The sequence below is a fragment of the Mesorhizobium neociceri genome, assembly GCF_013520985.1.
In the GTDB taxonomy this organism is placed as follows: Bacteria; Pseudomonadota; Alphaproteobacteria; order Rhizobiales; family Rhizobiaceae; genus Mesorhizobium; species Mesorhizobium neociceri.
The window spans coordinates 1-13404 of sequence record NZ_JACDTY010000016.1; the positions used below are offsets into that span (position 1 = coordinate 1).

General features: G+C 62.0%; 12 protein-coding genes. 5 read left to right on the forward strand and 7 right to left on the reverse strand.

Going from position 1 to position 13404, the window contains the following annotated elements; genetic code table 11:
• Positions 1-657 precede the first annotated feature (657 nt).
• A complete protein-coding gene (locus tag H0241_RS25800; protein WP_181060663.1) occupies positions 658-1020 on the forward strand; it encodes a hypothetical protein in 363 nt (120 codons plus the stop codon).
• 21 nt (positions 1021-1041) lie between these two features.
• Here the strand turns inward: H0241_RS25800 and rbsK are convergent, their stop codons facing one another.
• The 3 genes from rbsK to H0241_RS25815 are packed head-to-tail and all read right to left on the reverse strand — an operon-like array spanning position 1042 to position 3525.
• The gene (gene rbsK / locus H0241_RS25805; RefSeq protein WP_181060664.1) at positions 1042-1971 is read right to left on the reverse strand and encodes a ribokinase; all 930 of its coding nucleotides are present in this window, start codon (positions 1969-1971) and stop codon (positions 1042-1044) included.
• Between the two features lie 4 nt (positions 1972-1975).
• A complete protein-coding gene (locus tag H0241_RS25810; protein ID WP_181060665.1) occupies positions 1976-2428 on the reverse strand; it encodes an RbsD/FucU family protein in 453 nt (150 codons plus the stop codon).
• A gap of 44 nt (positions 2429-2472) precedes the next feature.
• Positions 2473-3525, reverse strand: coding sequence for an ABC transporter ATP-binding protein (locus H0241_RS25815; protein WP_181060666.1), 1053 nt, complete (start codon positions 3523-3525; stop codon positions 2473-2475).
• 271 nt (positions 3526-3796) lie between these two features.
• On the opposite strand from H0241_RS25815, the gene H0241_RS25820 reads away from it, so the two are divergent.
• The 3 genes from H0241_RS25820 (at position 3797) to H0241_RS25830 (ending at position 7613) form a co-directional block, all read left to right on the forward strand.
• On the forward strand, positions 3797-5473 hold the full coding sequence (locus H0241_RS25820; protein ID WP_181060667.1) for an ABC transporter substrate-binding protein: 1677 nt from the start codon (positions 3797-3799) through the stop codon (positions 5471-5473).
• A 97-nt stretch (positions 5474-5570) separates the two neighbouring features.
• Positions 5571-6686, forward strand: coding sequence for a carbohydrate ABC transporter permease (locus H0241_RS25825; protein WP_181060668.1), 1116 nt, complete (start codon positions 5571-5573; stop codon positions 6684-6686).
• 9 nt (positions 6687-6695) lie between these two features.
• Complete coding sequence (locus H0241_RS25830) at positions 6696-7613, forward strand: carbohydrate ABC transporter permease (RefSeq protein ID WP_181060669.1); 918 nt, start codon at positions 6696-6698, stop codon at positions 7611-7613.
• A gap of 168 nt (positions 7614-7781) precedes the next feature.
• On the opposite strand, the gene H0241_RS25835 is transcribed toward H0241_RS25830, so the two are convergent.
• Positions 7782-8525 (reverse strand): creatininase family protein, encoded by a 744-nt coding sequence (locus H0241_RS25835; protein WP_181060670.1) that lies wholly within the window; start codon positions 8523-8525, stop codon positions 7782-7784.
• Positions 8526-8530: 5 nt separating this feature from the next.
• Positions 8531-9097, reverse strand: a complete 567-nt coding sequence (locus H0241_RS25840; protein WP_181060671.1) for an SIS domain-containing protein — start codon at positions 9095-9097, stop codon at positions 8531-8533.
• A gap of 181 nt (positions 9098-9278) precedes the next feature.
• On the opposite strand from H0241_RS25840, the gene H0241_RS25845 reads away from it, so the two are divergent.
• Entirely contained in the window at positions 9279-10301 is a 1023-nt protein-coding gene (locus tag H0241_RS25845; RefSeq protein WP_181060804.1) for an aldo/keto reductase, read from the forward strand.
• 86 nt (positions 10302-10387) lie between these two features.
• Here the strand turns inward: H0241_RS25845 and H0241_RS25850 are convergent, their stop codons facing one another.
• Complete coding sequence (locus H0241_RS25850; RefSeq protein ID WP_112392385.1) at positions 10388-10660, reverse strand: HU family DNA-binding protein; 273 nt, start codon at positions 10658-10660, stop codon at positions 10388-10390.
• A 301-nt stretch (positions 10661-10961) separates the two neighbouring features.
• A complete protein-coding gene (gene lon, locus H0241_RS25855; RefSeq protein WP_181060672.1) occupies positions 10962-13373 on the reverse strand; it encodes an endopeptidase La in 2412 nt (803 codons plus the stop codon).
• Positions 13374-13404: the final 31 nt, after the last annotated feature.

Consider the following 13404-nt stretch of genomic DNA (forward strand, 5'->3'; position numbering starts at 1 on the left):
TCGCGAAGATCATTGGAAAGAGGTCGGGTCATCAGATGCTGGCCTCCACTCCAGCCAGCATCTTGAATCACAAAACCGACAAATCGGGAATCCCCTTCGATTCCATCAAGTCGTGAACCGCTCTAGAGTGCCGGCTTGTCACGCCGGAGGTCGCGGGCTCGAGCCCCACTCGCACCATTTCCCTCGACGCCTTCCGATTCCCGCCTGTAGATCAGGCGGACGACGAGGCCGATGTATCCAAGCTGAAGAATAGCCATTGCAAGAACAGCCCAACCGAGGGCCTTCCAGACGGAGCCCGTTGCCATGTCGGCCCAGATCGCAACGATGAACGACGTTGCGAACATGCCCACCAGAAATTGCGGAAAATACATAATGGCCCAGCACCCAATGTTTCGGCGATTCAGGCGGCTTTCAAATCGGCAGCTGAAGAGCCCACCGCTTCATTTTGAGAAGCGGCGGGCCCCAATCGCCCCCCGGCTCGCCAGGAGCGATGGATGCCCCCGGCATTGCTGACAGTGCAATTGCGGTGCCAGACCTATTGACCCATTACGGGCCACCTGTGTCGATGACGCAAGACGGGCTTGCCGAATTACATTACCTGTTGCTAATGTGCCACCTTGGTCGGAAGGGACCAAAGTGGAGAGGTTGTCGGCAGGCATGTTGGCCGCGATGCTGGTAGCGTCGGCAGGGCGATGTTGGTCCGAGGACAGCCATAAGCCGATCTCCGAAGAAGCGTTGAGAACGGTCAGCGCCGAGATGTATTCCGACATTCTGGCCCAGGAATGCCTGCATGGACGACGCTACCCGCAAAGCCGGATCGAGAACGGTTTCAAAAGGCACTTCGAGGAAATGAGGCTGCAGCTGGTCGCGAGTGGATATACCATCGTGCCCAAATCGAACGAGAACAGCGCACTCTGGACACGTTCGCAGATGGCGTTTGACACGAAGCGGCGGCTTGGCCTCCAGCGCCAACTCGGCTGCCTTGGCGCATACTGGCTAGACGACAATCGGGACTGGTGAGGCCGTGCAAGAACTGCGGCCTCAACCCCTTGCCAGCAGCGCCTCGACCTCCTGCAACGTCGGCATGGACGGCGCCGTGCCGGGCCGGGTCACCGAAATGCCGGCGACGGCGCAAGCAAAGCGGACCGCTTGCAACGGTTCCACGCCTTTGGCGAGGGCTGCGGCCAGCCCGCCATTGAAGGCATCGCCTGCACCGGTGGTTTCGACCACCGGGCCGGCACTGACCACGGGAACATGGTCGGAACGGTTCGCCGTATGCAGCAGCGCGCCTTTTTCGCCGAGCGTGATGATGACCGAGCCGACGCCCTTCCCAAGCAGGCTGTCGGCGGCGCGGCGGGCGTCGTCGATGGAGGCAACCTTGATGCCGGTCAGTTCCTCGGCCTCGGTCTCGTTGGGCGTGACATAGTCGCAAAGCGTGTAGATGCGGTCTGGCAGCTTTGCCGCCGGCGCCGGGTTGAGGATGGTGGTCACCCCTGCCCCGCGTGCGATCTCGAGGGCGCGCAGTGCAGCGTCGATCGGCTGTTCGACCTGGGTGACGAAGACGCCGGCGCTGCCAATCAGGCCCGCATTGGCTTCGATGTCGGTGGGCGAGATGAGCATGGCCGCACCTGGGCTGACGATGATGGCGTTGTTGCCGGTGGTCTCCTCGATGAAGATATAGGCGGCACCGGTATAGCTCTGCGGCGTGTCGATGACGGCTGATTTCACGCCGGCATCTTTCCAGGTCGCTTTGGCCATGTCGGCGAAAGCATCGACGCCGAGCCGCGTCAGAAAGGTGATGTCGGCGCCAAGCTTGCCGGCCGCTACAGCCTGGTTCGAGCCTTTGCCGCCCGGCCCCAGCTTGAAGGAATTACCAAGGATTGTCTCGCCCATGCGCGGCTGGCGATCGGCGCGATAGGCGGTGTCGGCGACAAAGACGCCCAATATGACGACAGGCTTGCCGGACGCCATCGGGCTACTCCGCATCCGGCGGCACGACGCCCTTGCGGAAGGCAAAGCAGCCATAGAAGCGACGCTCGCCGGTCTGGATGACGCAATAGGCCTTCTTGGCGCGTTCGTAGAAGGCGTAGCGCTCGACAGAAATCATCGGCCAGGCCTTGCCTTCGGCCGCATCAATCTGTTTCTGCACCTCTTTTTGCACCGGAGGGATCTCGGCTGGCTTGCCGACGATCTCCATGCGCGCGGCAGAGTCGTCCACAAAGGTGTCCAGCGGATAGAGCGACAGCACCGCCTTGACCACGTCGGCGGCCGGCGCATCGATGCGCAGCAGTCTGCCGAGCACGGTCTGGCGCGCCACCGAATCGGCGGGGAAATTGGTGTCGGCGATGATCAGATCGTCGCCGTGGCCCATGGCCCTGAGCGCCTGGAGCACATCGGCGTTCAGCAACGGGTTGATCCCTTTGAGCATGGCAGTCCTCGTCAAGCAGGTTTGGTCAAAAGTCGGTTGGAAAATCAGAGCCGGTTGCCGGTCTCGGCGTCGAAGAGATGGACCTGGTCGAGGCGCGGCTTGAGATTGAGCATGTCGCCCGGCTTGAAGTCGTGGCGCTCGCGAAACAGCGCCACCATCTCGCCGTCACCGAAGCGCAGGAACACCAGCGTTTCGGAGCCGGTCGGCTCCACCACCGAGATCTTCGCCGGCACCCCGTCGGGATGTATTTCGAGATGCTCGGGCCGCACGCCATAGACGACGGCCTGGCCCTCCTTGGCGGCGCTGCCGGCAGCGATCGGGAACAGCGTGCCCGCTATCTCGACCTTGTCGCCCTTCCGCACCACGCCCTTGAGCAGGTTCATCGACGGCGAGCCGATGAAGCCGGCGACAAACAGATTGGCCGGCCGGTCGAACAATTCCAGCGGCGCGCCGACCTGCTCGATGCGGCCATCACGCATGACGACGATCTTGTCAGCCATGGTCATGGCCTCGATCTGGTCGTGGGTGACGTAGATGGTGGTGGTCTTCAGCCGCTGGTGCAGTTCCTTGATCTCGGTGCGCATCTGCACGCGCAACTTGGCGTCTAGATTGGACAGCGGCTCGTCGAACAGGAACACTTGCGGGTTGCGCACGATGGCGCGGCCCATGGCGACGCGCTGGCGCTGGCCGCCGGAGAGCTGGCGCGGATAGCGCTTCAGGTAGGGATTGAGGTCGAGGATGTCGGCGGCGCGCTTGACCCGCTCGGCGACCACGGCCGGGTCGGTGCCGCGCAGCTTCAGCGCGAAGGCCATGTTCTGCTCCACCGTCTTGTGCGGATAGAGCGCATAGTTCTGGAACACCATGGCGATGTCGCGCTTGGCCGGCGGCAGATTGTTGACGATGCGCTCACCGATGGCGATGGTGCCGCCCGAAACTGTTTCCAGCCCCGCCACCATTCTGAGCAGCGTGGACTTGCCGCAGCCCGACGGACCGACCAGAACCACAAACTGGCCATCGGCGATATCGACGCTGACATCGTGCAGGACCTTGACGGTTCCGAACGCCTTGGCCACATTGCTGATCGTGACTTGAGCCATCGTCCCCCCTTTCCTCGCGGTGAAGCTAGCCATTGCCAACGGCAAGGGCAAGTCAGTATCTTATAGATAAAAAGGCATTCGTGTTGACAAGGTAATCGATTACGCGAATAGTGGCGAGTGCCAGTCCGACAGTCGGATTTTTTGCCGAAAATCGGAGCTTCAGGCGACGCAGGGTGGGGTCCCACGTCCCCGTATGATAAAGGAGAACCGCCGACGTTTCGGCGTCCGAGGATTGGCATTTCAATTCACGACTGTGTTCTGGGAGGAATAAATGAGAGTCGGTCTGTACGAAAAACTCGTCCGCGCGGGTGCAACCCGGCGTGACATTCTCAAAGGCGCGGCCTCGATGGCCGCAATCGCCGCAGCATCGGGCGCCGGGCTCGGCGCCTTCACGCGCCCGGCTGCCGCCGCCAGCGAGTTGCGCTCCAAAATCCTGCAGATCCCCGGCGTCGGCAAGGGCCAGCCGACGGATTCCGACTTCCAGAAGGTCGGCGAACTCTGCCTCGAAGCCACCAAGGCCAACGTCAAGGAAGGCGAATTCGCCGGCGTCGAGCTCTCCTTCATGGGCCTCAACAACCAGAACCTGCACAATGTGCTTTTCCGCGGTTTCCTGAAGCCGTGGGAGGCTTATACGGGCGCCAAGATCAACTGGATCGATCTTGCACAGGCGGACTACAATCCGCGCCTGCAACAGGCCATCGCAACGAACACAATCGACTTTGATATCGTCGAGATGGGCGCTCCCTTCGAAGGCGACGTATGCGGCAAGGGCCTGACCTCCGAGATGCCCGACTGGGTCAGGAAGCAGATCGATATGGACGATCTGGTGGCCTATCTGAAGCCGCCGGTCGGCACCTGGAACGGCAAGCAATATCGCGTGACGGTCGACGGAGACGCGCACAACTTCAACTACCGCACCGACGTGTTCTCCGACTCTGATCTTGCAGCGGCCTGGAAAGCCGATACCGGCGACAAGGCGGGCCTGACGGAATGGGGCGTGCCGAAGACCTGGCAGCAGGTGCAGGCAGTGACCAAGTTCCTCAAGGGCAAGCAGATGAAGGGCCAGGACGTGTATGGCTACCTCGACGCGCCCAAGGCCTGGGGCGGTTTCGGCTTCTATTTCCTCGGCAGCCGCGCCAGTGCCTATGCCAAGCACCCTGATGACAAGGCCTGGCTGTTCGACGCCGACACGATGAAGCCGCGCGTCAATAACCCTGCCTGGGTGCGGGCAATCCAGGACGTGATCGACGCGCTGCCTTCCGAACCGCAAGATCAAATCAACGCCGACCCGAACCAGACCTGTTTCTCCCAATTCCTGGGTGGCACTGGTTCGATGCTGGCTTGGTGGGGAGATGCTGGCTCGAATGCGAAGACTAACGACTCCTCGGTCGTCGGGGACGTCACAGGCTTCTCGATCCTGCCAGGCTCTGACGATGTCTATAATTCGAAGACAGGCGCCTGGGACAAGCTCGCCAGCGGCCCGAACTATGCGCCGAACTGCGCCTATCTCGGCTGGGGCGTCTATGTCATGGCCCGCGTCGATAGCGACGAGAAGAAGAAAAAGGCAGCCTGGTCGGCAGCAGCCCATCTCGGCGGCAAGGACCTGTCGCTTTGGTGCGCAGCGTATCCCTCGGGCTTCCAGCCTTACCGCAACAGCCATTTCGATATTCCGGAGTGGGTGGCGGCCGGCTACGACGAGGCGTTCATCACCTCGTATCTCAAGTCGGAAGCCGACAGCTACAACCACCCGAACGCGGCGATCGAGCCGCGCATCCCCGGCATCTTCCAGTACTATTCCGCTGCCGAGGACATTCTGGCCAACACATTCGCCGGCAAGATGAAGGCCCAGGAAGGCGCCGACGCCATTGCCGCGGCCTGGGAGAAGCTGACCGACCAGATCGGCCGCGAAAACCAGGTCAAGCTCTACAAGGCCTCGCTCGGCATGTAGGCTTATCCTATGGTGACAACAGGTTCGGCGGTGCAAGCCGCCGGACCTGACCGGCTCGGGCCGGTCGCAAGTTTAGTTTTTAGACGGACGGGGACGCGTGGCTGACCAGACCACCAATGCATGGCCGGCAAACACCGGTCCAGCCGATCTGATCTCGCCAGGCCGCAAGCGGGCGGGTTTTGCCCTGATGGCCGCCGCCACGCTTGGCCTTCTGGCGGTGATCGCGCTGGAGATCCTCTACAAGAGTGAAGTCACCACGCTTGGTTTCGAGACCTGGCGCCCCATCGTCTACGCCTATGTGTTGTGGGGCGTGGCGCTCGGCGTCGGCCAGGTGCTGACGCGCGGCGAGGACGGCCAGCGCGCGCTGTTCCTGCTCCCGGCGCTGCTGTTCACCATCGCCATGGTGATCTTCCCGACGCTGTTCGGCTTCTACATCGCGCTGACCGACTGGAACCTCTCGTCCTTCTCCGGGCGAAAATTCAACGGTCTCGACAATTTCTGGCAGATGCTGGCCGATCCCTACTACCGCAACGCGCTGTTCAACATGGTGCTCTATGTGCTCGCCGTGCTGGTCGAGTATGTCATTGCCTTCGGCCTGGCACTGCTGCTCAACGCGCAGATCCGGGCGCGCAAATTCTTCCGTGTCGTCTTCCTGTTGCCGCTGATGCTGTCGCCGGTCGCAGTGTCGTGGATGATCGGCAAATCGCTGATGGAGTATCGCTTCGGGCCGGCGGCGACGCTGGCGCGCCATCTCGGCTGGGAAAACCCCGCCTTCTTCTCCAACCCGATCACCGCCCGCATCTCGATCATGGTGCTCGACGCCTGGACCTTCATCCCGTTCATGATGATCATGCTGCTTGCCGGCCTGCAGGCGATGTCGCGCGACGTGCTGGAGGCGGCGCGCGTCGATGGCGCCACGACCTGGCAGACTTTCTGGCAGGTCACCTTCCCGCTGATGCTGCCGGTGTCGGTGACGGCGATGATCCTGCGCATCATCTTCAAGCTGAAGCTTGCCGACATCATCATCACCGTCACCTCGGGTGGGCCCGGTGGCGCCACGGATTCGGTGTCGAGCTTCATCTACCGCGAATATCGCGACCGTTCGAATGTCGGCTACGGCACCATGCTGGCGATGGCCTATCTCGTCATCATCGTCGTGTTCGTGACCTGGCTGTTGAAATTCGCCAACCGCTTCGTGCGCAACGTGAACTGACGGGGGAGCATGAGCGTCCAGACCACCGATTATGTCGCTTCGGAAATCCGCTCGCCGGTGGGCTTCCTGGCCAATCGCGTGTTCATCTATGGCGCGCTGGCGTTCTGGGCCTTCATCTGCCTGTTTCCGATCTACTGGACGATCTCGACCTCGTTCAAGACGGCCGTGGACGTCACCCAGGGCCATCTCATCCCGTTCGTCGACTTCCAGCCGGACTGGAAGGGCTGGCGCTCGCTCGGCCTGTCACCGGATTCGATCTTCCAGACCTCGACGGTGCGCGAGGAATTCTTCAAGCGCTTCATGAATTCGGTCATCACCTCGGTCGGCGCGTCGAGCCTCGCCATCGTCATCGGCAGTCTCGCCGCCTATGGGCTGACCCGGTATCGCTATCAGTTCGCCTGGTTCAAGAACGAGGACATTTCTTTCTTCTTCCTGTCGCAGCTGATCCTGCCGCCGGTGGTGCTCGCCCTGCCCTTCCTGGTGCTCTACCGCGAGGTCGGCCTGCTCGACACCCGCATCGGCCTGATCCTGCTCTACACGCTGATGGTGCTGCCGATCGTCATCTGGATCATGCGCGACCAGTTCAACTCAATCCCCGTCGAGCTGGAGGAAGCAGCCCTGGTCGATGGCCTGTCGATCTGGGGCGCCTTCCTGCGCATCGTCATGCCGATCGCGCTGCCGGGCATGGTCGCCGCCTTCATCCTGGCAATGGTGCTGTGCTGGAACGAGTATTTCTTCGCGGCGCTGCTGACCTCGACCGACGCCAAGACCATTCCGGTGATGGTGGCGAGCCAGACCGGCTCGCAAGGCATCAACTGGTGGTCAATGGCGGCGCTTGCTACGGCGGCAATCGCGCCGCTGGCGGTGATCGGGATTGCTCTGGAGCGGTATTTGATCATGGGCATGACGGCTGGGGCGGTGAAGTAGGGCGCCGTTTCCTTCTCCCCTTGTGGGAGAAGGTGGATCGGCGCGCAGCGCCGAGACGGATGAGGGGTGCTCCAGCGGAGTGAGACGTTGGCGTTCCCTGGAACACCCCTCATCCGACCGAGCTTCGCTCGGCCACCTTCTCCCACAAGGGGAGAAGGGAAGAACCCCCTAACGCCCCAATATCGCCCGTAGGTGATCGAGGATCATCGCAACGCCCCTCTGCCCCAGCTCCGCCGAGGCCTCCTTGGCGCTCGCCGTATACCACCCGGTATTCTCGCCAAAACGGCCGGCATCGACCGCTTCCGGGCACAGCGCCAGCATCAGCGAGGTCTCGCCGATGCCGGCGTGGTCGAACGGGTACTTGCCGTTCATGGCGGCCGACATCAGCGGATGTACCTGCACCCAGTTGAAGAAATTTTCGCCCGCGGCGTGCCCAGCATAATAGTCGGCCATCTCGTTTGAGCCCCACCAGCCCTCGCCGCGCTGCTTTTCAAGGAAGCGGAAGATCGCCTGGCGGCCGGCGGTCTTGAAGGCGAGATCGGTCGGCATCCCGGCGACAAAATTCTCGGTCTGGTGGTGGATGATGGCGTGGATGTTGCGAAAGCCGATGCGCAGCAGGCTGTAGAACAGCTCTTCGCCGAACGGCGCCAGCTGATTGCCGCCGACTTGCACCGAGCCGCTGCCTTCGGGTGCCGCCACCGCATAGCTGGCCGCCCCGTAGTAAAAAGCCGGGAGGATGACGATGTCGGCCTGCTTTTCGTAGAGCTCCAGCGTCTTGATGACAGCCAGCGTGTCCATGCCGACGGCCATGTGTTCGCCGTGATATTCGAGCACGCCGAGCGGCAGCACGACCGGCCAGTTCTCGGCGATTGCCTTGCGGATCTGGTGCGGCAGCATCAATTCGTAGCGCATCGCGCCTACTCCATGTTGGTGTGGCGAGCGCGCATGGCCTCGGACGACTGGCCGGTAAGCCCCTTGAGCTTCAGCACCATCACCTCGAACAGCAGGAACAGCGCGCCTTCGAAGACCGAGCCCATCGGCAATACCGACGTCATTTGCGGCCCCTGGTCACGCGCCATGGTCTGCGCCGGGATAAGCAAGGTGAAGTCGGCAAGCGCGGTCGCACTGCCCGCAGCCTCGGCGGTGAGCAGCAGCACCGTCGCGCCGGCGTGGCGGGCAACCTGCATCAAGGTGAGCACGGTCGTGGTCTCGCCCGGGCCGGAACTGGCCAGGAACACGTCACCCGGGCCAAGGGGTGGCGTGTTCATGTCGCCGACCACCGACACCTCAACCCCGAGGTGATAGAGCCGCATAGCGAAACCCTTGATCTGCAAGGCCTCGCGGCCGCAGCCATAGACGACGATCTTCTGCGCGCGGGCCAGCGTTTCGCAAGCGGTGTCGATGCCGGCTTCGTCGACGCGCGCCAGCACGGCGCCCAGCTCTTGCAGGGCGGTGGCAAACATATCCGAGCCGGTATTCGTCATCAGGGTCTCATCCGCCAGGGGTTTGGCCAGGGAATTCCGGTTGCGCTTTTGCGGGGAAAGGCTTGTTTTTATTCATGCTATCACCGCGAAAATGCGTGTCCAACCACTGCCGCGGCTTTTGCTGTGCCAGCGGCGTGATAGTGTCATGTCAGACAAATCAATCCAGGAAATCTTAAGCGACATGAAGACACGGCATTTCGACCGCATCGGCAATGGCGGCATCGACTTCACCGAGCTTGGCTTCGGCAGTGCGCCGCTTGGCAACCTCTACCGCGCCGTCCCCGACGAGGATGCCAATGCGACGCTGGAGGCGGCCTGGGCGACCGGCTGCCGCTACTACGACACCGCTCCGCTCTATGGCTTAGGTCTGGCCGAAACGCGGCTCAATGCCTTCCTGCGCGGCAGGAAGCGCGATGACTATGTGCTGTCGAGCAAGGTCGGCCGGCTGCTACGCGCCTGCCCGCCGGAGGAACGCACCGGCATCGGCAAATTCTTCGACACGCCGACGCGCCGCGAAGTCTACGACTACAGCTATGACGGTGTCATGCGCTCTTTCGAGGCGTCGCTGGAACGGCTGGGCGTCGACCGCATCGACATCCTTTTCGTCCATGACCTCGACATCTTCACCCACGGCAGCAAGGAAGCGTCAGACCGGCGCATCGAGGAATTCATGGCCTCAGGCTATAACGGACTGCTGGCGCTGCGTGACCAGGGCGTGATCAAGGCGTTCGGCGGCGGCATCAACGAATGGGAGGTCTGCCAGACGCTGGCCGAGCGCGGCGATTTCGACCTGTTCCTGCTGGCCGGCCGCTACACGTTGCTCGAGCAGGAGGCGCTTCAATCCTTCCTGCCGCTCTGTGAGCAGCGCGGCATCAGCATCGTGCTCGGCGGGCCCTACAATTCCGGCATACTCGCGACCGGGCCGAAGCCAGGCGCCTATTACAATTACTCCGAGGCGCCACAGGACGTCATGGATCGCGTCGGGCGCATCGAGGCGGTCTGCAAGCGCCATGGCATCAGGCTGATCGAGGCGGCGCTGCAATTTCCGCTGCTGCACCCGTCCGTGGTGTCGGTCATCCCCGGCGGCCAGCGGCCAGGCGAAGTCGAAAGCAACCGCGCCCTGCTCGACGCCAAGCTGCCGGCCGCCCTTTGGGCCGATCTCAAGCAGGAAGGTCTTATGCGCGCGGATGCGCCGGTGGGCTGACGGCCTGCCAGCTCCCCTTATCGTGAGGGAAAAGAAAAGCCGGGCGAACCCGGCTTTTCAACATTCTCTGAAAAGAAAAAATGGTCTTAGTTGACCGCGTCCTTGAGGCCCTTGCCGGCCGAGAACTTCGGCACGGTACGCGCCGGAATCTTCACTTCCGCGCCAGTCTGCGGGTTGCGGCCAGTCGACGCCGCACGCTTGGAGACGGTGAAATTTCCGAAGCCGACGAGCCGTACATCGCCGCCCTTCTTCAGTTCGCCAGTGATGACGGAGAACACCGCATCGACCGCCGACTGTGCGTCACCCTTCGAAATGCTCGCGGATTCGGCGACAGCGGAAACCAGTTCGTTCTTGTTCATAAAAATTCCCTTCCATGAGAAAAACCGGAAATCTTCGACTCATCCGGCAGGAAACGGACTTTAGAAAGAAGCGCTCCCGCAACCAAGTCGAAAAGCGGGAAAAAAGTTGGAAAAAGCCCGGAAAAGGTGGGTTTTTCACATGAAAAAGCCGGGCGCAAGGCCCGGCTCTCTCTTTGTGCACTGCAACTTTAGCTAAAACTAACGCATGGCCCCGAAAACCGCAGTCGGTTTTCGGAAAGGACCATGCGCCAGTCTAGAGTGCTAGAGCGTCCTTTGCGCGTCCAAGTGGACGCGCGGCGCTCTAGTGTGCAAGCGACTTTCCAGCATCGTCAACGGTATCCGCCGCAGCCGGCGGATTGACCGGCTCGACCCACTCGATCGGCTCCGGCATACGCACCAGCGCATGTCTCAGAACCTCGCCGACGCGTGAGACCGGAATGATCTCCATGCCGTTCTTCACATTGTCCGGAATCTCCGCCAGATCCTTGGCGTTGTCTTCCGGGATCAGCACCTTCTTGATGCCGCCGCGCAATGCGGCGAGCAGCTTCTCCTTGAGGCCGCCGATCGGCAAGATGCGGCCACGAAGCGTTATCTCGCCAGTCATCGCCACATCGGCCCGGACCGGAATACCTGTCATGACAGACACAATGGCTGTCGCCATGGCAGCACCTGCAGATGGTCCATCCTTCGGCGTGGCGCCTTCCGGCAGGTGAACGTGAATGTCACGCTTGTCGAACAGCGGCGGCTCGATGCCGAAATCGATAGCCCGCGAGCGGACATAAGAGGCCGCAGCCGAGATCGATTCCTTCATCACGTCGCGCAGATTGCCGGTCACGGTCATGCGGCCCTTGCCGGGCATCATGACGCCTTCGACCGTCAGCAGCTCGCCGCCGACTTCCGTCCAGGCAAGACCGGTGACGACACCGACCTGATCGTCAGCCTCGACCTGACCGAAGCGGAAGCGCGGAACACCGAGGTAATCGGCGAGGTTCGCCGCCGTGATGCTCACCGTCTTCTTCTTCGTCTTCAGGATCTCGGTCACCGCCTTGCGCCCGAGCTTCATCAGCTCGCGCTCCAGGCTTCTGACGCCCGCTTCACGGGTGTAGGTCTGGATGATGCCGCGGATCGCGTCCTCGCCGACGGAGAATTCCTTCGGCTGCAGCGCGTGGTCGCGGATCACCTTGGGCATCAGGTGACGCTTGGCGATCTCGATCTTCTCGTCCTCGGTGTAGCCGGCGATACGGATGATCTCCATGCGGTCCATCAAGGGCGCAGGGATGTTCAGCGTGTTCGCCGTCGTCACGAACATCACGCTCGACAGGTCGTATTCGACCTCGAGGTAATGGTCCATGAACGTCGAGTTCTGCTCGGGATCGAGCACCTCGAGCAAGGCCGATGACGGATCGCCGCGGAAGTCCTGGCCCATCTTGTCGATCTCGTCGAGCAGGAAGAGCGGGTTGGACTTCTTGGCCTTCTTCATCGACTGGATGACCTTGCCGGGCATCGAGCCGATATAGGTGCGGCGGTGACCACGGATCTCGGCCTCGTCACGCACGCCGCCCAGCGCCATGCGGATGAACTCGCGGCCGGTGGCCTTGGCGATCGACTTGCCGAGCGAGGTCTTGCCGACGCCGGGAGGGCCGACGAGGCAAAGGATCGGCCCCTTCAGCTTCTTCTGACGGCTTTGCACGGCAAGATACTCGACGATGCGGTCCTTGACCTTGTCGAGACCGAAATGATCGGTGTCGAGCACGTTCTGTGCAAACGCCAGGTCCTGCTTGACCTTGGAGTTCTTGCCCCACGGGATCGACAGGATCCAGTCGAGATAGTTGCGCACGACGGTCGATTCAGCCGACATGGGCGACATCGTCCGCAGCTTCTTCAGTTCGGCTTCCGCCTTTTCGCGGGCTTCCTTGGAGAGCTTCGTCTTCTTGATGCGCGCCTCGATCTCGGCGGCCTCGTCGCGGCCGTCCTCGCCTTCGCCGAGCTCCTTCTGGATCGCCTTCATCTGCTCGTTGAGGTAGTATTCGCGCTGCGTCTTCTCCATCTGGCGCTTGACGCGCGAGCGGATGCGCTTCTCCACCTGCAGAACGGAGATTTCGGCTTCCATGAAGCCCATCGCCTTTTCCAGCCGTTCCTTGACGGAAAGCGTGGCCAACATCTCCTGCTTCTCGGGGATCTTGATGGCGAGGTGCGAAGCAACCGTATCGGCGAGCTTGGAATAGTCGTCGATCTGGCTGGCAGCGCCCACCACTTCGGGCGAGATCTTCTTGTTCAGCTTGACGTAGTTTTCGAAGTCAGTGACGACCGAACGGGCGAGCGCCTCGACCTCAACCTCTTCCTCTTCCGGCTCGACCAGCGCGGCAGCGCGGGCTTCGTGGAAGTCCGGACGGTCGGTGAACGAGACGATTTTGGCACGCGAAGCGCCTTCGACCAGCACCTTGACGGTGCCGTCGGGCAGCTTCAGCAATTGCAGCACATTGGCGAGCGTGCCGATGTCGAAGATCGCATCGGGCTCGGGATCGTCATCGGCGGCATTCATCTGGGTGGCAAGCAGGATCTGCTTTTCCTGACCCATAACCTCTTCCAGCGCCTTGATCGACTTTTCACGCCCGACGAAGAGCGGAACGATCATGTGCGGGAACACCACGATGTCGCGCAGTGGGAGGACTGCGAAGACGCCGTCGCTGGGAGCCTTGGATATTTTGGCCATTGTCCAACCTTTCATGTCGCGGCCGCTAATT

Bases quoted from the DNA above. Each gene is read 5' to 3' on its own strand.
- H0241_RS25800 (WP_181060663.1), top strand. From the start codon at position 658: ATGTTGGCCGCGATGCTGGTAGCGTCGGCAGGGCGATGTTGGTCCGAG.
- H0241_RS25810 (WP_181060665.1), bottom strand. From the start codon at position 2,428: ATGCTCAAAGGGATCAACCCGTTGCTGAACGCCGATGTGCTCCAGGCG.
- H0241_RS25835 (WP_181060670.1), bottom strand. From the start codon at position 8,525: ATGCGCTACGAATTGATGCTGCCGCACCAGATCCGCAAGGCAATCGCC.
- H0241_RS25845 (WP_181060804.1), top strand. From the start codon at position 9,279: ATGAAGACACGGCATTTCGACCGCATCGGCAATGGCGGCATCGACTTC.
- H0241_RS25830 (WP_181060669.1), top strand. From the start codon at position 6,696: ATGAGCGTCCAGACCACCGATTATGTCGCTTCGGAAATCCGCTCGCCG.
- lon (WP_181060672.1), bottom strand. From the start codon at position 13,373: ATGGCCAAAATATCCAAGGCTCCCAGCGACGGCGTCTTCGCAGTCCTC.
- H0241_RS25840 (WP_181060671.1), bottom strand. From the start codon at position 9,097: ATGACGAATACCGGCTCGGATATGTTTGCCACCGCCCTGCAAGAGCTG.
- H0241_RS25815 (WP_181060666.1), bottom strand. From the start codon at position 3,525: ATGGCTCAAGTCACGATCAGCAATGTGGCCAAGGCGTTCGGAACCGTC.
- rbsK (WP_181060664.1), bottom strand. From the start codon at position 1,971: ATGGCGTCCGGCAAGCCTGTCGTCATATTGGGCGTCTTTGTCGCCGAC.
- H0241_RS25850 (WP_112392385.1), bottom strand. From the start codon at position 10,660: ATGAACAAGAACGAACTGGTTTCCGCTGTCGCCGAATCCGCGAGCATT.
- H0241_RS25820 (WP_181060667.1), top strand. From the start codon at position 3,797: ATGAGAGTCGGTCTGTACGAAAAACTCGTCCGCGCGGGTGCAACCCGG.